This is a genomic window from Marinomonas sp. TW1 (genome assembly GCF_001625355.1).
GTDB lineage: Bacteria > Pseudomonadota > Gammaproteobacteria > Pseudomonadales > Marinomonadaceae > Marinomonas.
In genome coordinates, this window is the sequence record NZ_JSEE01000002.1 from 179,205 (window position 1) to 197,409 (window position 18,205).

The following is an 18,205-nucleotide window of genomic DNA, read 5'->3' on the forward strand; positions in this document are numbered from 1 at the left end:
ATTAATCCTTCACCGCACTCCAAGCCACACCCAATTGATACAAGATCTGAGTGGCTGTTGATAAGGTACTCAGACTGTCCATGTAATCCGTATTAATAGGCACAATAATGGTATCCCCCGGCGACAAAGACTTATCGTTTCGGCTGAACCAAAATGAATTATTAGGCAGCTCAACCGAGCCATTGGCCTTAATGACATACACTCGCTCGGAATCCGCTTGACGTTTCAGTCCACCCGCTGCTTCTAAATAGTCGTCTACCGCTAAATGCGAATCAAACGTATGATGAGAAGCAAACTGCACTTCGCCAACCACACTGACCACTGGGTTTAAGGCTGGAATAAAGAGCTTGTCGCCTTTTTCCAATAACACATTGGCTTGCTTATCCCCTGTCATGGCTTGTTTGACATCAATAACCAAGCGCCCTACCGGTTCTGCCTGATCTAACTGATTCACAATAGCCAACGCCTGCTCTGGCGTGGATGCTGACGTGTTTTGACGACGAAGCGACATGGCGCTGATCTCTTGTTTCAACTGAGCGGTAAGAAAATCAATTCGTTCCTTTTCCTGACGCTTCAAACGTTCACGGCTCAATACCGCCCCTTCAGGGTAAGCGAATGATGTAAAACCACCTGCACGCTCAATAACATCCTTTAAGGTTTCACCACGCTGGAACGAGTATTTACCAGGAAACACCACCTCGCCCTGTAATTCCACCACCAAGTCTTTTTGATACCCTGGTTGAGTACGGATCATAATATTGTCTTGGGCTCGTAAGGCAATGGGGTATTTACCACTGATGGCATCCCGCAACGAGAATCCAATTTGACGATTAACCGTTCTCCCATAGTTAGATACTTTCTCACGTCGTGTTAGTTCTGCCGACCTTAGATACGCATCTTCGGTCAAGCCTCCAGCCGCTGCTATCAAGGATGGCAAATCACCATTTTTAGCCAATGGGTAAGTGCCCGGAAACTTTACTGCCCCGGAAATTTCAATCAATGCGGCTGGCGCACCCAGTGATGACTGCTCTAATAGACGCTCGATGATAGGCTGCAATAGGGCCTCTCTGTTGGCCTGCCTATTTCGTGCCAGACTGGAAATATCATCCACTTGAGCTGTGTCTAGCTCTGTGGTGCTCACTTGCTGAATTAGCGCACCGGTTTCTGTATCAACATATTCTTTGTCAGACAAATCCCCGCGACTAGCAATCTTTTCTTTCGGCTTTGCATAAGAATTCCAATAAGTCATATCCAAACCATTCGAAAAGACAAAAATCTGGTCTCTTTCTTGTAACAGCAAATTATCTCTCGAGTCTTTATACTGCAAAGCATTCGACAAGTTAAACTGGTACACCTCAATGTCTTTGTCTTGATTGTATTCACGAATCAATAAAGCGTAAGTTAAATCGGCACTGGGTTTTAAGTCGTCCTCGATGGAACCGATTACATCACTAATGCGCATGCCAGTTTGATAGGCCATCGCCCCCTGACGAACCACATCACCGCGCACCGCAACTGCCCCTCTCAAGGAAGAGGACGCTTTGAATAGTTGTACTTGGTCCCCTGCGCGAACGCCAAAACGGCGACCTTCGGCTTTGGTTAGGTCGATTGTAAACTGCTTAACACCTTCAGCCGTCACTCGACGCACACTGACTTTGGATAAATAGGCTTGCGGCGTAGCTCCGCCGGAAATCGCAAGCAATTGATCTAAACTGGTGGTGCTTTTTAATTCATAAATGGCCGGGCGCTGTACTTCACCAGCCAATTCAATCGTGCTGTGTAACGCGGGGACAAACAGAGTATCCCCAGCGGATAAGCGAACATCGTTGGCCGTATCGCCTTTTAATAACAGATCGTATAGATCAAATTCTCGGACAACTTTGCCTTTTCGCTTCAATTGAATGTGACGCAAACTACCGGTTTCTTTTACGCCGCCCGTGGCAACGAGAGCTTGGGTAATGGTAGTGAGTGCATTGACGTTGAATGAACCTGGCTGCTGCACTTCGCCCACGATATAAACTTGCATGGTGCGCATGGAGCCCATGGCAATCGATACGTCCACACCAATAACCTTTTGCTTAAAGACTCGGGATATTTGGTCGCTTAGTTGCGCAAAGGTCTGACCTGCCGCCGAAATGGGCCCTAGGTCGGGGATGTTTAAGTGGCCGTCTCTGTCTATGGTTAGCTCATAATTGGCACTGGTTTTACCAAAGGTTTGCACACTGACACTGTCGCCTGGCCCCATTTGGTAATCCAAAGGCACTGGTAAGTTGTCGACCACAGTAAAGCCCTGAGTATCACCCTGTAGTACATCGTAACCAAATTTCTTTAGTTCTTTGGTACCCGTCATCCCTTGATCTTTTTCACCGACCACCAGATGTTTATCAGAGGCATTCATAGTCGACTCAACCATAGGAGCTTGTTGCGGAAGCCCCCCCGCCGTATTAGATGGCAAATTCATTGAACTGAGGTCTATGCCATATTGCTTCGCCAACGCTTCTTGCTGTGCTTTCGGCAGATTTTGAAATTGATTTATCTGTGCAGCAGTTGGTGTAAAAGCCAGCACACTGGTTGTCAACAAAGAACATAAAGCCGCATTAAGAAGTCGTTTTAAATACATATCAGTTTCTTTATCATCACATTTTAAAGGTTAATCTTTGCCATCTTGGCTAGAAACGTAGTTCATAACCAGCACGCCATTCGCTGATCCGATGCTGTTCATTGCTTGTCGAAGCGTCATTCTGTGCGATTACATCTAACTGCAACATACCGGACAAAGCGGGCATTCTATACATAAATTTGGTGGTGTTTATCGACTCACCGTCTAATTTAGACGACTGATAACTCACGCCAATACTGTGATCATTCATCCGTTGCACATAAAAGGCAATGGCATAACTGTCATCCAACAAATAGCTGGTATTAGCAACTGAGTCGGATGTGGAAGGGTAGGATCCTGCCTTCCAGTCTGTCGTGTCATAATCATTGGTATGTTGCTGAGTTTCAAGCACCAGCCTTACCGTGTTGTCTTTGACATTCATACTACCAGTCCAGCCAACCATCCAGGCCCCCAGGGCCGCCATATCTACTGTTGACGCCAGTTCGGTGTAGACACTGTGATAGAGATTATCAACATGCGGCAAGGTCAGTTTTGCATCAAAAGCAAGCTGACTGTCGTCTTCCTCTTCACTACCTGAAAACCAATTTTGATAGGTTGCGCCGATTTCAACGTGACGCCATGGTTTGGCAACCATGCGCACCGCGCCATGGTTATCATAGGCGGCATCTTCTGGCTCAGACATCAGCGCCTGAAAACTCCAAACGCCAAGCATCTTATTGTGACTGATGTAATTAGCATTCAAAGACGGGGTGGCTTTTGAGTAAGAGGCCAGTATTAAGTTATGCTGCCAGCCTTGCCCCCACCAGTAGTCTAACTCGCCTACGGTAAACAACCATTGCCCGGCATTTAAAGACAGATAGCTGTCCGTCCAGTCGATTTCTTCTTCGTTGTTGTGGTCTCGATAAGCGAGGCTTAAGCGATATGCAAAGGAGCTTGCAAGATAATCGACACTGGTACTCACCCCCCACTTATCGCCACTTAATTCACCATAACCAGAGGCAGGAAACGAATCCGTAGCAAACTGCATTACTAGGGATTTATTGCCTCGATTTAACTTAGCCGAATTCAGTGTATAACGCAGTTCATTTCTGGCCAGCTGGACGTAATCATCTAAAGACTCTGTCTCAGTATTGTTTAAATCGTCACCGATTAATGACCAGCGCAGAGGGTACTGATTGATGGGCGCACTAATTTGCCCAGCATCAGATAGCAAGACCAAAGAAGACCTTAAGAAGGGATCACTGGTTTCCAACCAAGGGGAGGCGATCAAGCTGCTACTTAAACCACTACTGACAGTAACAACAGAACAAAAGAGGGTACGACAAAGATAGCAATGTGCTAATTCATATTTGGTGGGTGGCTTAACCGAGGACATTCATTTCTCTCTGTTTACTGACCAAAAAAGTTACTGAATAAAAAGTTTGCTTGTTAAAAAGTGCATCTTCAACACGAGAAAAATACGCTTAACGGCCGCAAGGTATAACGTACACATAATACCTTAAAAAACAACGTATAAACTGTGTACCAAGGCTGGCTAGCGAAACCAAAACCGTTTTGAAATAGATATTTTGCTATCCATAAATACCAACAAAACTATATGTGCAGCAATGATGCCGCAAAAACGCACACAAATAAAGTGACGATAAGTATTTTACAAAGCCTTTTCAGCCTGTGTTTTTTTTAAACAAAATGAACGTCGGGGCTTACATTCTTAAATACCTTACAATAGAATCATTAATGAAGATTTATCTTCAACATCGATGTTTATGATAAGGAAATATTATGAAACGTACTCTTTTGGCTACTGTTGTAGCTTTTTCTCTTGGTATGACTGGTCAAGTATTCGCAGAAGCAGCAGCTGGCGCAGCGACAAGCACTGGTACTGCAGCTGGTACTGGTGCCGCAGCAAGCGCTGGTGGCGCCGCAGCAGCGGGTGGCAGTATCGCGGCTGGTAGTACGGTTGCAGCCAGTGCGGCGGCAATTGGTGGCGTTGGTACTATTGCAGCAACGTCTATTGCGATTGCTTCTGTTGCAGCGGTTGCCGTTGTTGCTGACGAGAACGACGGTGCTGATGAAACAACAAGCACCGCTACAAATTCCTAATCTAGGTATTTGTAAATGTATCAATCGCCCAGAGTATTCTGGGCGATTTTTTCTCTCAGCTAACCCCTTGATCTGGCTTTTTTATGACAAAGCTTCTAACACTTAAATTACTCTCTTTTCTCCTGCTCACTTTTTCCCTCACTGCTTGTACCCGTAACACTCAAAGTTCAATCGATTCGCTCAATGCCATTCTAGACGCAGAAAACGCCCCCGATATATTAGAAGCTCACATTCGATCTTTACCCTACCCCGCCGTGCTTGTCACCATTAATGATCGAAAGCCCATCCTGATGGTATTAACCTTTGTGGATTCATTCGGGGATCAGAACAGCAAACACCTTACTTGGTACGCTTCCGATGGCGGCAGTATTATCACTGAAAATGGTCGCATCATCCAAACCACTGGATTTAATACCAACAATCTAGAGAACCTTTCTGGTCTTCATACACCACCACCGTCTCCCCTTAAAGCTGCAAGCTGGCAAGCCATTTATGATTGGTCTCCCCACTATCGCTACCATTTCAGCGCTGATGTATCGACACAATCCATTGAAGAAGAGCTCATTACGACGTTTTTGTGGGAACAGAACACCAAGCATGTGACAGAACGAGTGAGCTTTACTGGCCTTGGACAAGCATACCGCAATGAATTTTGGATCGCTCCGGCCACACAAACCACCAAAGCCTTCACAATAAAATCTATCCAGTACATTGGCCCTAATATGGATAAAATTCACATGCTGATGATCCGACCTTATGTGGAACCTATTAACACGACCTCACCCTAATGAAGAGCACAGCAATCTATGACAATATATCAGCCAGGAATTCGAGCGATGTGTAGACCTATTTCTTATATTTCTTTCATTAGCCTGTGTTTTTTACCATTTTTTGCGATGGCTCAACCAGTCAAAATACACCTTCTTCAGCCTAAGATAACGTTAGAATACAAGGCGGCTGTGCGTCTTTCTCAAGTTTTGAGCGATGCGCAGAAACAGGTAGATTACCCCGTCTATTCATTAGGCATCAGTGTGATTTCGCCCACCAAACAGGCACTCATTGACCAGCAAAAAAACATCATTTTCAACGCCTTGCGCCATATTGACTCTGCCGAATCAAAACGCATTGTCAAACAACTTGAAGTACTGCATTTTGTCTATCGTGAAACACTTGAAACTCGTTTGAAAAATGTCAGAACGGTAAAGAAAAACAACCCTTTGCTGAATCATGATTACACTTTATCTATTCTCTCTCGCCCAGCCTACATTCGAGTGATTACGCCAAAACGCACCACTAATGCTTTAGTAAAACAAATGCCAAACACTCACCTAAAAGACTACCTAACACCAGACATTGCCGGAGACGACTATGATTCGGCCTGGATTATACAGGCCGACCAAAGGGTTCAATATATCAAAGGCATACAGTGGCAAGGGAAACATCATTACCTCAGCCCTGGTAGCCTTGTTTTTGTTGGCTTAGAGAATTTACCTCATCAATATAAGACCCTTAATCACGATATAGCTCAGCTATTAACCCAACATCTGGAGCTATAATGCGCACTTTTTTTATTGGTACAAAACGCACAATTTTTTGTTACTTTTCCGTCATTATGGGCACCAATACTTTGCTGCTTTCCAGTGCTAATGCCGCTGAAAAAAACGACTCTGATCCATTTCAGCCCGTCGAGTTCAAGCCATCACAAATGAACCTAGGTGGCGTTGGCTTAATACAAGTTCCGTCTGGCCGTATGGCAGACGAAGGCGCGTTTAGTCTGAGCTACGCAGAAAATGACGAATACGATTTTTACACCGTGTCTCTTCAACTGATGCCTTGGCTCGAAACCACCTTTCGATACACCCAAGTAAACGACTTACTCTACAGCAGCGATGAAAGCTTTAGCGGCAGTACGCGCTATACCGATAAAGGGATTGATGTGAAAGCGCGTCTTTGGCGAGAAAGTCGCTATTTGCCTGAGGTTTCCATTGGTTTAAAAGACATAGGTGGCACTGGTTTATTTGACGGGGAATATCTAGCCGGCAGTAAGCGCTTTTACACTCAAGATTACGGGCACTTTGATGTCACTTTAGGTATTGGCTGGGGCTATTTTGGCACCAGAGGCAACATCAGCAATCCCTTTTGCTCCGCGGCAGATCGCTTTTGTGATCGTTTGTCCAGCTATTCAGGCAATGGCGGCATGGTGGACTATGATCGCTGGTTTACTGGGTCAGCCTCTTTATTTGGCGGCATAGAATATCAAACACCTTACCAACCATTGCGCCTGAAGTTAGAATACGATGGCAATGATTACAGCCAAGATTATCCCGTCACTCGTGGCAACGTAGACATGACGCCTAAAACGCCTTGGAATATTGGCGCAGTTTATGGCCTTAGCGACAGTTTTGATTTACGCCTCAGTTATGAACGTGGCACGACTCTTACTCTTGGTTTTAGTTTAAATACCAATTTTGACAGCATCAAAAACCCATGGATTGATGAACCTATACCGGAGCCCAGTAACTCGCGCCCGACGACATTAGAAGGTGTTGATTGGCAAACACTGGATCAAACATTAGACAAGGTCGCAGGGTACGATACTGACCAGGTGTATCAGGATGGCGATACTCTGACCTTGGTTGCGCGCCAACACAAATATCGCGACCGTGACGTGGCCCTGGAAAAAGCCTCAGCCGTGCTAAGCAATGCATTACCTGAGAATATCCAGCATTATCAAATTCAGGAAACTGAAAAGAACTTAGCCTTAAGAAATACGGAGATCTCAGCATCAAAGTACCAAGACATTGCTAATGTTACCTATCTAAACCCTAAGATAAGCGATGCGACGTCTAACCTAGCATCTCAAGACCTAACATCCCAAAGCATCACCTCAGCCCCCCTTTATGATGATTTCGAGCCTCTTAGTTATGGCTTCAAACCTCATTTAAGCCAGGCATTTGGTGGACCAGAAAGCTTTTATATTTACAATCTGAGCATCAAAGGTAGTGCTGCTTACTGGCTGACAGATCAAGTCGAGTTGTCGGCTGGTGTGTCGATTAACCTGCTCAATAACTATGACAAGCTGAGATTTAATGTCTTGGAAGACGGCACTTCCAACTATCGAGTGAGAACCTTGATACGAGCGTATGTGCTTGAAAACGATGCTCTACTCAATAACCTACAACTTACTTGGTATCAGAAATACGGCCAACACTGGTATCAGCAGGTTTATGGTGGTTATTTGGAAACCATGTTTGCCGGGGTTGGTTCTGAAGTACTGTATAGAAAACCTAATACTAACTGGGCCATTGGGGCCGATGTTAACCTTATTTCTCAGCGTGACCCGAATTCGGTATTCGGCGTATTTGCAAGTGATGACGCCTACAGCAGTACCGATAAAGTCTTGTCTCGGGGCAGCACGGGGCACTTGTCCGTTTACTACCAACCTGAGTGGTCGTTTCTAAAAAATACGCTATTCCGTGTGGATATGGGGAAATTCTTAGCGGGTGACGTCGGCGCACGTGTTGATTTTTCTAAGCAGTATAAGAGTGGTGTTATCGTTGGCGCTTATGCCAGTAAAACCGATATGTCGGCGGAAGAGTTTGGCGAAGGCAGTTTTACGAAAGGCTTTTACTTGTCCATTCCATTTGACACCTTGTCCTTTAAACCCACCACCAGCCGCGCAAACTTTGGCTGGCAGCCCATCACGCGAGATGGAGGCCAGAAGCTAAGTAAACGCAGTAGCTTGTTTAATGTGACCGACATGGTGTCGCCTTGGTATCAAAGACCCAACCAAAACGACTGAAATGATTACCACTAGTCGGGCCAGAAAACTCTGCCCGACTTTTATCACACAAGGCTAACCTTCCACGTCAACCCCCTATTTCAAAACCCACTTGGCTCATCGCGTTTTTTAGTTTAGTCTTTTAAACTGCTTTTGCTGTACAGGGATTGGTATGTTATCTATTAAGCATCATGGCGCGGTACGTGGGGTAACAGGCTCTTGTCACGAGCTGTTTGTCGATGAACAGCAGTCTGTGTTGATCGATTGCGGTTTATTCCAAGGAGCTGAAACCTCTGTTTTCGGGGCTACAGCAGATCATCTGGCAATAGATTTTGACCTCTCGGCCGTACAAGCGTTGATCGTCACTCATGTTCATATCGATCATGTAGGGCGTATACCTTATCTGTTAGCGGCGGGGTTTACTGGGCCAATTTATTGTTCTAAACCCAGTGCAATGTTATTACCTTTGGTCATCGAAGATGCGTTGAAAGTCGGCGTGACGCGCAACAAGAGCATCATCGAGGCTTGCTTAGACCGCATCCAAGAGCAAATCGTCCCTTTGGATTATCAAGAGTGGGTGAAGATCCCCATGCAGACGGAGACGAAAGTCCAGCTGCGTCTTTCACGCGCGGGTCATATTTTGGGCTCAGCTTATGCATCTTTTCGCGTCGTTAATGAGGCTATTAAATCGCAAAACAAACCTTATCATGACGTGGTGTTTTCCGGTGACCTGGGTGCGCCTCATTCGCCTTTATTACCGGCGCCCAAATCCCCACATAAAGCCGACCAACTGGTGATCGAAAGTACTTATGGGGATCGCAACCATGAAGACAGATCAAGCCGAATCGAACGATTACAACACAGCTTAGAACGAGCTTTAAGCGACTCTGGCACTGTGTTGATTCCCGCCTTTAGCATTGGCCGCACACAAGAGCTGCTTTACGAATTGGAATCCATCATTCATACGAATCGCCAGAAGCCAATCAGCCACACCGCTTCAGGCGCTCAATTAGATTGGCAAGATCTGGACATTATTATCGACTCCCCACTCGCCAACCGCTTCACTCAAGTTTATCAGTCATTAGCCCCTTATTGGGATGAAGAAGCGCAAAGCCGCATTGCTGAAGGTCGCCATCCTCTGGATTTTGAGCAGGTTACCACCATTGATGACCATGAAACTCACTTACAAACCGTAGATTATCTAAAGCGCCAAACACGGCCCGCCATCGTCATTGCGGCATCGGGAATGTGTGCCGGTGGGCGCATTGTGAATTACATCAAAGCGTTGATCGGTGATGAACGTAATGACATTGTGTTTGTTGGCTACCAAGCCGCCGGCACGCCTGGACGGGACATATTGAACTATCACGATAAGCCAGACGGTTATGTGATGTTTGATAACGAGTGCTTTCCTATCAAGGCGCAAGTCCAACAGATTAGCGGTTATTCAGCCCACGCAGGACAAAGGGACTTACTCAATTTCATCCGTCGCATACGCAGTAAACCAAAGAAAATTCACCTAGTGCATGGCGATGAAGAGGCAAAGCAAACCCTGAAAAAATGCATCCGAAAAGAGTTTAAAGGTGTTGAGGTTGTTATCCCAGACAGCTGAGGTTGAAAGTTACCCCCTCTAACCCCCCCTTAACAAGGGGGAGGACCAAGTGCAATTTTGCACAGGAAATGGAGAGTTTTTAGTCCCCTCCCCTTACCAAGGGGAGGGCTAGGGTGGGGTTATGTCTAGTCCTTCCCTGCAACCCCCTCTAACTCCCCCTTAACAAGGGGGAGGACCAAGTGCAATTTTGCACAGGAAATGGAGAGTTTTTAGTCCCCTCCCCTTACCAAGGAGAGGGCTAGGGTGGGGTTTTCTCTAGTCCTTCCCTACAACCCCCTCTAACTCCCCCTTAAAAAAGGGGGAGGACCAAAAAAGTCCCCTCCCCTTAACAAGGGGAGGGTTAGGGTGGGGTGAATTACCTTCAAAAAACACATAGGAGTCAAGGAATGACGAAACTATTTAATTTAAAGCGAACAAAACGTTTTCGTGCCGAGTTGAGAACAAATATGACAGAACCTGAAAGGCGTCTATGGAGACACCTCAGAGGATGCCAATTCGGCGTTAAATTTAGACGGCAATATGGCATAGGATGCTATGTTGTCGATTTCTACTGCCCTTCTTTAAAACTGGTAATTGAAATAGATGGTGATAGCCATTTTTCTACACAAGGTATTGCTCATGATCGCGTTCGAGATGAATACCTCTCTTCTATGGGGATAAGTGTTATTCGCTTTACAAACAACGAAGTTATGCATGAACTTGACTCGGTGGTTCTTGCTATTGATGCTCAGATTACACTACCCCCTCTAACTCCCCCTTGAAAAGGGGGAGAACCAAAAGCGTCCCCTCCCCTTAACAAGGGGAGGGCTAGGGTGGGGATTTATCTAGTCCTCCCCTGCAACCCCCTCTAACTCCCCCTTAAAAAAGGGGGAGGACCAAGTGCAATTTTGCAGAGCTCTTAGCCCCCTCCCCTTAACAAGGAGAGGGGGTGGGATAAAGCAACAAACAAAACAGTACTAAGTCATTAAAAGTACGCTTGGCTTAATGTTTTCGATTAACCGCTGTAATTCTTGCAGTAAGTATTTCCTGACCTAGATCTACTTACTGTTTTAATCATGATCTCTTGATCCAAGTCAGCAACCATAAAAAACCGAATGTTACTCTCTTTGATATGGAAACGACCAAAATTGAGAGGGAAAACATGTCTAACTCACCTGTATTCAAAAATGACAAAGACCACCTATATCTGCCTTTTATGTGCGATTTTTACAACAATATTGGCCAACCGCTAGGCTGGGCGCTATTTCGCATTATTATCGGCGGTATGTTGGTAATCGAAGGTTGGCCAAAAATCATAGCGCCTTTTGCACAAATTGGCTTTGTTGAAAATATTGGTTTTTATCCTGGCTGGCTTTGGTCTCCAATGTTGGCTGCCATGCAATTTTTTGGTGGTATGTTCATTGCGGCGGGGTTAATCACTCGACCAATTGCTCTGGCCAATGCCGTTATGCTCGCCATCACTATTTGGTTTCATTTTGCCTATCCTTATGGGAATGCTTTTCTGACTCAGGCAGGCATCGATGCACTTAATTCAGGTAGTGATTTCTTTACGCCTGCGGGCATAAAAAGATTGGCTGACGGCGGTGGTACTTTCCTTGCCATGGTGCAATTAAAAGCAGAACTGTCCTCTTTATTCTGGGCGGCTGGTGCCTTATTAATTGCCGCATTTGGGGGCGGTTATTGGTCATTAGACCGCTTATTTAAAAAACAATTCTAAAACCGATATTAATAAGCAGCATAAAAAGAAGTCAACTAGACTCCTTTTTATGCTCTAACATTGTTTCTCGCCCTGAAATCCGCATCACACAAGTGAACGAAATCGAGAAAAGCGAGCAGCATCGACAATAGACCAAAGATGCAATATCCCACCAACCAACCACATAAAAAACAGAATCACCGTTGCGCCTAATGCATAGCTCACAAAGACGGTGACAAAAAAGAACAGAGCCATAAAAATACGTCCCTGAACCAGTTGACCTAACCCAGGAATAAAAACATTACAGAGTGCAGCAAGTACATTGCCACCTGAACCTTGACCTGACATAAATTCCCCCATCATAAAACCGCTCAATAAATTAAGAATAAGGACAAAACAGTTAAATGGAAAGTCCCTACTCTTCACCAGTTTATTAAAAGTATTCTGCCTTATCCTGATAAGCCTGTTTGATGTGCTCTATTAATAACCTTAGTTTTTCCGGTAGGTATTTGGTAAAAGGGTAAATGGCATAAACGCCGAGCCTACGCGGTTGGTAATCGGCCAAAATCGCGACAAGCTTGCCTTGCTGCAAATCTTCATATACACAACAACGCGGCACATACACGATACCAAATCCAGCCAAAGCCGCTTTGCGTAACGCTTGAGCATTATTCGTGGCGAAGCTGCCGCCGATGCGCACACTTTCTTCCACGCCATTTTTACTAAAGCGCCAGTCAAATGAGCCTTGAGCTTGATAGGTATAAGCGAGACAGTTGTGTTCTTTTAGTTCTTCGGGTGTATTCACTTGCCCATGTTTCTCGATATAACTGGGGGAGCAACACACCACCCAATTTGATTGAATCAAAGGTTTGGCAATCAGGCTCGAATCTTCCAATTTGCCAGTACGAATCGCCAGATCCAATCCTTCACCAACCAAATCCACGAAATCATTTTCAAGACGCATATCCACCGTAATATTGGGGTATTTTTGGCAAAACTCTGCCACCGCTTCAGCCAGTAGCAACTCACCAGAAATCGTCGGTACGGACATTTTTATCGTGCCTGTTAGACCCTGACTAAATGCCGACACCGAGGCAATAGCATCGCTCACTTGGCCTTCAATATTTTTAGCATGAACGTATAGATTCTCCCCCGCTTCCGTCAAACTGAGGCGTCTAGTCGTTCGATGGATCAACTGTGCACCAAGGTCTTGTTCAAGCCTGCTGATGCGTTTACTCAGCGCTGGCGTCGACAATCCTGCTTGCTGTGCCGCTTTATTAAACGAACCCGCATCGGCAACATTCACGAAAAACGTTAAATCGGCTGCGTTCAATGGCCCATCCTCTTCAATTAAGACGTTATAAGAAACAGTTTATTAGTTTATGTCGTATTAATCACAAATAAAACTCGGGATAAGATGCATGTCTTCTAATCTTTGTTCACGATGAGGCAACACAATGAGACTCAAGGACTGTCATAACTTTCACGATTTCCGCTTACTTGCTAAGAAGCGACTGCCCGGCCCCATTTTTAATTACATTGATGGCGGTGCGGACGATGAAACCACTTATCGCCGTAACACCGCCGCGTTTGAAACCTGTGATCTAGTGCCTAGCGTCCTTACTGGCGTAAAAGACGTGGATTTGTCTGTCACCGTGATGGGGCAAAAACTCGCTCTGCCCATCTACTGTTCGCCCACCGCGTTGCAACGCCTGTTTCATCACGATGGCGAAAGAGCCGTCGCCAATGCCGCTGAAAAATACGGTACTATGTTTGGCGTCTCTTCCCTTGGCACAGTCAGCATGGAAGAAATCGCCAAACAAACCACCACGCCTCAAGTCTATCAGTTTTACTTTCACAAGGACCGAGAACTGAACCGTGCCATGATGCAACGCGCCAAAGACGCCGGCGTACAAGTAATGATGCTCACAGTGGATTCTATTACTGGCGGCAACCGCGAGCGAGACCTTCGCACAGGCTTCGCCATTCCTTTCAAATTAAACCTCAAAGGCATACTTCAATTTGTCCTCAAACCCATGTGGGGCATTAACTACGTGACCCACGAAAAATTCCGTTTGCCGCAGCTCGACGAACACATAGACATGGGGTCAGGTGCAACCTCGATTGGCGACTACTTCACCAACATGCTCGACCCTTCCATGAACTGGGACGACGTAGCAGAAATGGTGAAATTCTGGGACGGAGAGTTTTGTCTAAAGGGCATAATGAGTCGAGAAGACGCTCGCAAAGCAGTGGAAATTGGTTGTACTGGCGTGATCATTTCCAACCATGGTGGCCGCCAACTGGATGGCTCCCGCAGCTCTTTCGACCAACTAGCCGAAATTGTCGATGAAGTGGGAGACGAAATCGACGTCATCTTTGACAGCGGTGTGCAACGTGGCACTCACGTACTCAAAGCCTTGTCACTTGGTGCCAAAGCCGTTGGCATTGGCCGTATGTATTTATACCCACTTGCTGCGGCCGGGCAACCTGGTGTTGAACGCGCTCTTGGCTTAATGAAAACCGAACTTGAACGTGACATGAAGCTCATGGGGAAAACCTCCATCGATCAACTAACACGAGAAAATCTAAGGTTTAGAGCTTAACCATCAAGAACGGAACAGGAAGCGCATCATTAAAATTATGCGGTAATCATTTGAAGTTTCGGCCAATTCGATTAGGCTTATGTAATGTTTGCAATTTATTAACAAAAATCTTACAGATATCTCTCTCATTTAAGGAGCAAGTCGGTTATGCCTGCCAACAAAGTAAAAAAATTAATCTTAGCCTGTGGGGTTATATGCACATCTTCAGCTCTAACGGCGGCTCCTCAATATTATGGCATATTAGAACTGGGCAGCGCTCAAAGTAAATTCGGAAATTTAGAAACCGCCATTTCTGAAACGAATGCAACGACTGAAGTCGTTGACGACTCCGATAGCGCGGCTTATTTCAGTATCGGTATTGGGTTGGATTGGGTGAACCAGCCCCTTAGGTCGGAACTTGTCTACAGTACCTTTGGTGATCAGAGTTTCATTAATGATGCCAAATTTATAACTTATTCTGGCACTGAACGAACCACAGCCAAGGTAAAGCAAGAATCACTCATGCTGAACCTCTTGTACGATATCAACATAGACAGCGACAAACTTAAGCCCTTTGTTGGCGCGGGTATTGGGGCATCGAAAACAAAAACGAGTGCAACACAAATACAAATAGGAGTAAATAGATCTGCCGCTTTCTCAGAGGCCTCTGATACTAACTTTATGTGGAGCCTCATAGTCGGTGCCAACTATAACATGACAGAAAAAGCACAGCTTGGTTTTGGCTACCGCTACACAGATGCTGGAAACGTCAGCACAGAGGCTAACTGTATAGGAAGTGATGGCGATATATGTGACCCCGGAGAAAAACACTCAGCGGATCTTACTTCACACTTGTTATTTGTGAATTTAAGTTATTATTTTGAATAATCTAACCGTTACTTAAACGCAAGCTGAAAAACTTGGGTTAAATGCTTTGGTTCCATAGAGGTTAAGGTTACTGAATCACACTGTTGGAATTGGCTAAATGCTTTGATGGCGTCGACAAAGGCACTCAGAAGGAGGTCGACGTCAAAGCCTGATGTCTCTATCGATTTCTCCAGATAGAGAGATTTGATTTCCAAGCGACGCTCTTTACGGTGGGCTTTGCAGTCCATGCGACCAATAAATTCCCCTCGAAACAGTAATGGTAAGCAGAAATAGCCGTATTGGCGTTTTGGTTCAGGCACATAACATTCAATCTGATAATCGAACTGAAACACCGATCTTAGCCGATCACGCTGAATCACGCTGTTATCAAAAGGCGACAAAATCGACAGTCGATGACTCAATCTAGGCGCTCGTTGGTCGAATACGCCTGAAGGTATCAAAAACCGTTCACCATCGCCTAATTCAATTTCTTCCAACACCCCTTGATGCAAACCATCCAGAACTAGGCTTTTCATTGCCTGACGAAGTTCTGTGTTGCGGCGTAAATAAGTCAGTCCTTTTAATGAAACGAAGCCATGGCAACACAATTGTTGATCAAGCAGGTGTGCCGCATATTCCTCAGCACTGGGCAAACTTGAATCAATGTGAGATGGCAAAACGCGTTCAGTTAAGTCATAGACTTTCTGAAAACCTTCCCGGTGACTGACCATAAGTTCACCTTCCATATACAGCTGCTCAAGCGCTTTTTTTGCCGGTTTCCAATCCCACCAACCTGCAGAACTGGCGTTTTTATGGGCCTCTAAATCACGAGATCGAAGCGGGCCATCGGAACGAATACGAGCCAGCAATTCGGCCATCTGTTTTTTATCTGGATTTTTATACCAATGAACTTGGCCACTTTGTATGGCTTTCTTATAAGGTAGGGAAAATCGAAAATCATCCATGGGTAAAAAGGCCGCAGCATGAGACCAATACTCAAAAATACGACCACTGGCTAACAAGCGATGAATCATCTCAGGTTGAAACTTAGGCACCCGAGTATGCAAGACATGATGATGCGCCCGCTCAACAACAGAAATCGTGTCTATCTGCACATAACCTAAATGCTTAATCGCATCATGCGTCCCTGCCAGACCTTGGCCAAATGGGGCCATCGGTAAGAGACCTTGTGACGCTAGGGCGAGTCGACGTAGACGCTCTAAATCGGCTGTCCGAGTGATTTTCATCATGCTAGACCTAACTCAAATAAGAATTTCCTTTACGTTACTCATTCTGAGGTCATGAAGCGAATAAAATTTAAGTGGCAAGGGAGCTTGTCTAATGGGAAAAGAGTTGGTTTTGAACAGCATCAGTCACCGCAATCAACACCCAGAGCATTGGATTGCGGTATGACGACGTTTAGATTAAGCGTTTGGTGATACAGGAATTTCGTCTTGGTTGTCTAATACAAGCCATTCTGCCAACTTGATGCGAAGGTCATCCACACCGTCGCCATTCAGGGCAGAGAAGGTTTGTACCGTACCATCGATATTTTGCTGCTTTAGCTCGCGCTGAATCGACAACATAGTCGACTTCGCAGGCCCACGCTTTAGCTTATCTGACTTGGTCAATAGTACATGCACTTTCATACCATTGGCTTTCGCCCAATCCAACATCATTTCGTCGAACTCTTTAAGCGGATGGCGAATGTCCATGACCAACACCACACCAGCTAAAGAACGACGATTCATTAGGTAATCTTGCATGTGTGCTTGCCAAACCTTTTTCATCTCGATTGGCACTTTCGCAAAACCGTAACCCGGTAAGTCAATCAAACGACGATCATCCAGATTTAAACCAAAGCAGTTGATCAACTGAGTACGACCCGGTGTTTTTGAAGTACGAGCCAATTTCTTTTGGTTCGTTAAGGTGTTCAATGCAGTGGATTTACCTGCATTGGAGCGTCCTGCAAAGGCTACTTCAACACCCTGATCAAGTGGGCATTGAGAGAGTTTTTCCGCACTTTTAATGAAATAAGCCGATTGGAACGTGGAGTCGTAAGGTGTCATAAATTTGATATTCGTCAGTCGATTGAGATTGGCATTCACAGATGCATTTTAGTGTGTATATAATGCCAGCAATCCGTTAAAGATGCCATTTAAAAGGCCGTTGGCTCTGCCCAATTGTCCCTATTGATGTAAACTTTATGTAAACTTACCGGAAATGCCGAACCTTCTCCCATAAACGGGATCGAATTTTTTTATGTTTAAGTGCATGATGTCACTGTAGTTTCATTTTTATCATTAGGAGCTTCCCATGAAAAAGCTGTTTACAGCTCTGATCTTTTCTCTACTTATGCCGCTAACAACGATGGCGGCTGAATACAGCGATGGCAATGGTTACACCACCATCAAGACCCCTGTTCGTACCAGCGACCCTAGCAAAATCGAAGTCACTGAAATTTTTTGGTATGGCTGCCCACATTGCTACGCCCTAGAGCCACTGGTTCAAGCTTGGAAAAAAGACGCGCCTGCCGACGTTGATTTTAAATACCAGCCAGCGGTATTTGGCCGTGGTTGGTTAGCTCATGCCAAAGCCTTTTACATTGCAGATATCCTAGGCGTGGAAGATAAAATTCGCGGTGACTTGTTTAATGCTATTCATGTTGAACATCGTCGTCTAAACTCAGAGGACGCGCTGGCCGAATTTTTTGTGAATTATGGTGTTAATGAAGACGACTTCCATAAACTGTACGATTCCTTCTCAGTGAACAGCCGTTTAAGCCAAGCCGATGCTAAAATTCGAGCTTACGGAGCACGCGGCGTACCAGGCGTCATTGTGAATGGCAAATACCTAGTGTCTGCACAAACTGCCAATGGCAATGAAAACATTTTCAAAGTGGTCGATTTCCTAATCGAAAAAGAACGTCAAAATTAATATG

The 18,205-nt window shown here is 45.3% G+C and carries 16 protein-coding genes; 10 read left to right on the plus strand and 6 right to left on the minus strand.

Features of this window, described 5'->3' with window-relative positions; all coding sequences use genetic code 11:
• Window position 1 precedes the first annotated feature (1 nt).
• Window positions 2–2,620, minus strand: coding sequence for an SLBB domain-containing protein (locus OA79_RS02450; protein WP_063331621.1), 2,619 nt, complete (start codon window positions 2,618–2,620; stop codon window positions 2–4).
• Between the two features lie 49 nt (window positions 2,621–2,669).
• Window positions 2,670–3,995, minus strand: coding sequence for a capsule assembly Wzi family protein (locus OA79_RS02455; protein ID WP_063331622.1), 1,326 nt, complete (start codon window positions 3,993–3,995; stop codon window positions 2,670–2,672).
• Between the two features lie 407 nt (window positions 3,996–4,402).
• Between OA79_RS02455 and OA79_RS02460 the strand changes: the two genes are divergently transcribed.
• From OA79_RS02460 to OA79_RS02490, 7 genes are all read left to right on the plus strand, one after another.
• On the plus strand, window positions 4,403–4,723 hold the full coding sequence (locus OA79_RS02460; protein ID WP_063331623.1) for a hypothetical protein: 321 nt from the start codon (window positions 4,403–4,405) through the stop codon (window positions 4,721–4,723).
• A gap of 83 nt (window positions 4,724–4,806) precedes the next feature.
• Window positions 4,807–5,511: a YjbF family lipoprotein gene (locus OA79_RS02465; RefSeq protein ID WP_063331624.1), complete on the plus strand. Its 705-nt coding sequence runs from the start codon at window positions 4,807–4,809 to the stop codon at window positions 5,509–5,511.
• A gap of 108 nt (window positions 5,512–5,619) precedes the next feature.
• Window positions 5,620–6,279: a capsule biosynthesis GfcC family protein gene (locus OA79_RS02470; protein WP_269447811.1), complete on the plus strand. Its 660-nt coding sequence runs from the start codon at window positions 5,620–5,622 to the stop codon at window positions 6,277–6,279.
• Complete coding sequence (locus tag OA79_RS02475; RefSeq protein ID WP_082825346.1) at window positions 6,279–8,525, plus strand: YjbH domain-containing protein; 2,247 nt, start codon at window positions 6,279–6,281, stop codon at window positions 8,523–8,525. Before OA79_RS02470 ends, OA79_RS02475 begins: the two co-directional genes overlap by 1 nt.
• Window positions 8,526–8,676: 151 nt before the next feature.
• Window positions 8,677–10,116, plus strand: a complete 1,440-nt coding sequence (locus OA79_RS02480; RefSeq protein ID WP_063331626.1) for an MBL fold metallo-hydrolase RNA specificity domain-containing protein — start codon at window positions 8,677–8,679, stop codon at window positions 10,114–10,116.
• Window positions 10,117–10,502: 386 nt separating this feature from the next.
• Window positions 10,503–10,877, plus strand: a complete 375-nt coding sequence (locus OA79_RS02485; RefSeq protein WP_063331627.1) for an endonuclease domain-containing protein — start codon at window positions 10,503–10,505, stop codon at window positions 10,875–10,877.
• 380 nt (window positions 10,878–11,257) lie between these two features.
• Complete coding sequence (locus OA79_RS02490; protein WP_063331628.1) at window positions 11,258–11,833, plus strand: DoxX family protein; 576 nt, start codon at window positions 11,258–11,260, stop codon at window positions 11,831–11,833.
• An 84-nt stretch (window positions 11,834–11,917) separates the two neighbouring features.
• Here OA79_RS02490 and OA79_RS02495 read toward each other — a convergent pair whose 3' ends face one another.
• Both OA79_RS02495 and OA79_RS02500 read right to left on the minus strand, forming a co-directional pair.
• Window positions 11,918–12,160, minus strand: coding sequence for a hypothetical protein (locus OA79_RS02495; RefSeq protein ID WP_063331759.1), 243 nt, complete (start codon window positions 12,158–12,160; stop codon window positions 11,918–11,920).
• A gap of 85 nt (window positions 12,161–12,245) precedes the next feature.
• On the minus strand, window positions 12,246–13,145 hold the full coding sequence (locus tag OA79_RS02500) for a LysR family transcriptional regulator (RefSeq protein ID WP_063331629.1): 900 nt from the start codon (window positions 13,143–13,145) through the stop codon (window positions 12,246–12,248).
• A gap of 124 nt (window positions 13,146–13,269) precedes the next feature.
• On the opposite strand from OA79_RS02500, the gene OA79_RS02505 reads away from it, so the two are divergent.
• Together OA79_RS02505 and OA79_RS02510 are read left to right on the plus strand one after the other, a co-directional pair.
• Window positions 13,270–14,418: an alpha-hydroxy acid oxidase gene (locus tag OA79_RS02505; protein WP_063331630.1), complete on the plus strand. Its 1,149-nt coding sequence runs from the start codon at window positions 13,270–13,272 to the stop codon at window positions 14,416–14,418.
• Window positions 14,419–14,565: 147 nt separating this feature from the next.
• On the plus strand, window positions 14,566–15,285 hold the full coding sequence (locus tag OA79_RS02510) for an outer membrane protein (RefSeq protein ID WP_063331631.1): 720 nt from the start codon (window positions 14,566–14,568) through the stop codon (window positions 15,283–15,285).
• Window positions 15,286–15,293: 8 nt separating this feature from the next.
• On the opposite strand, the gene OA79_RS02515 is transcribed toward OA79_RS02510, so the two are convergent.
• Both OA79_RS02515 and yihA read right to left on the minus strand, forming a co-directional pair.
• Window positions 15,294–16,514, minus strand: coding sequence for a winged helix-turn-helix domain-containing protein (locus tag OA79_RS02515; RefSeq protein ID WP_063331632.1), 1,221 nt, complete (start codon window positions 16,512–16,514; stop codon window positions 15,294–15,296).
• A 174-nt stretch (window positions 16,515–16,688) separates the two neighbouring features.
• The gene (gene yihA / locus OA79_RS02520; protein WP_063331760.1) at window positions 16,689–17,333 is read right to left on the minus strand and encodes a ribosome biogenesis GTP-binding protein YihA/YsxC; all 645 of its coding nucleotides are present in this window, start codon (window positions 17,331–17,333) and stop codon (window positions 16,689–16,691) included.
• A gap of 247 nt (window positions 17,334–17,580) precedes the next feature.
• Here yihA and OA79_RS02525 point away from each other — a divergent pair, with 247 nt between their 5' ends.
• Entirely contained in the window at window positions 17,581–18,201 is a 621-nt protein-coding gene (locus OA79_RS02525) for a thiol:disulfide interchange protein DsbA/DsbL (protein ID WP_063331633.1), read from the plus strand.
• The last annotated feature ends 4 nt before the right edge of the window (window positions 18,202–18,205 follow it).

What these genes read in the sequence shown, in the direction of transcription:
- OA79_RS02450 (WP_063331621.1), bottom strand. Translation starts at nt 2,620, where the DNA reads ATGTATTTAAAACGACTTCTTAATGCGGCTTTATGTTCTTTGTTGACA.
- OA79_RS02455 (WP_063331622.1), bottom strand. Translation starts at nt 3,995, where the DNA reads ATGTCCTCGGTTAAGCCACCCACCAAATATGAATTAGCACATTGCTAT.
- OA79_RS02460 (WP_063331623.1), top strand. Translation starts at nt 4,403, where the DNA reads ATGAAACGTACTCTTTTGGCTACTGTTGTAGCTTTTTCTCTTGGTATG.
- OA79_RS02465 (WP_063331624.1), top strand. Translation starts at nt 4,807, where the DNA reads ATGACAAAGCTTCTAACACTTAAATTACTCTCTTTTCTCCTGCTCACT.
- OA79_RS02470 (WP_269447811.1), top strand. Translation starts at nt 5,620, where the DNA reads ATGGCTCAACCAGTCAAAATACACCTTCTTCAGCCTAAGATAACGTTA.
- OA79_RS02475 (WP_082825346.1), top strand. Translation starts at nt 6,279, where the DNA reads ATGCGCACTTTTTTTATTGGTACAAAACGCACAATTTTTTGTTACTTT.
- OA79_RS02480 (WP_063331626.1), top strand. Translation starts at nt 8,677, where the DNA reads ATGTTATCTATTAAGCATCATGGCGCGGTACGTGGGGTAACAGGCTCT.
- OA79_RS02485 (WP_063331627.1), top strand. Translation starts at nt 10,503, where the DNA reads ATGACGAAACTATTTAATTTAAAGCGAACAAAACGTTTTCGTGCCGAG.
- OA79_RS02490 (WP_063331628.1), top strand. Translation starts at nt 11,258, where the DNA reads ATGTCTAACTCACCTGTATTCAAAAATGACAAAGACCACCTATATCTG.
- OA79_RS02495 (WP_063331759.1), bottom strand. Translation starts at nt 12,160, where the DNA reads ATGTCAGGTCAAGGTTCAGGTGGCAATGTACTTGCTGCACTCTGTAAT.
- OA79_RS02505 (WP_063331630.1), top strand. Translation starts at nt 13,270, where the DNA reads ATGAGACTCAAGGACTGTCATAACTTTCACGATTTCCGCTTACTTGCT.
- OA79_RS02510 (WP_063331631.1), top strand. Translation starts at nt 14,566, where the DNA reads ATGCCTGCCAACAAAGTAAAAAAATTAATCTTAGCCTGTGGGGTTATA.
- OA79_RS02515 (WP_063331632.1), bottom strand. Translation starts at nt 16,514, where the DNA reads ATGATGAAAATCACTCGGACAGCCGATTTAGAGCGTCTACGTCGACTC.
- yihA (WP_063331760.1), bottom strand. Translation starts at nt 17,333, where the DNA reads ATGACACCTTACGACTCCACGTTCCAATCGGCTTATTTCATTAAAAGT.
- OA79_RS02525 (WP_063331633.1), top strand. Translation starts at nt 17,581, where the DNA reads ATGAAAAAGCTGTTTACAGCTCTGATCTTTTCTCTACTTATGCCGCTA.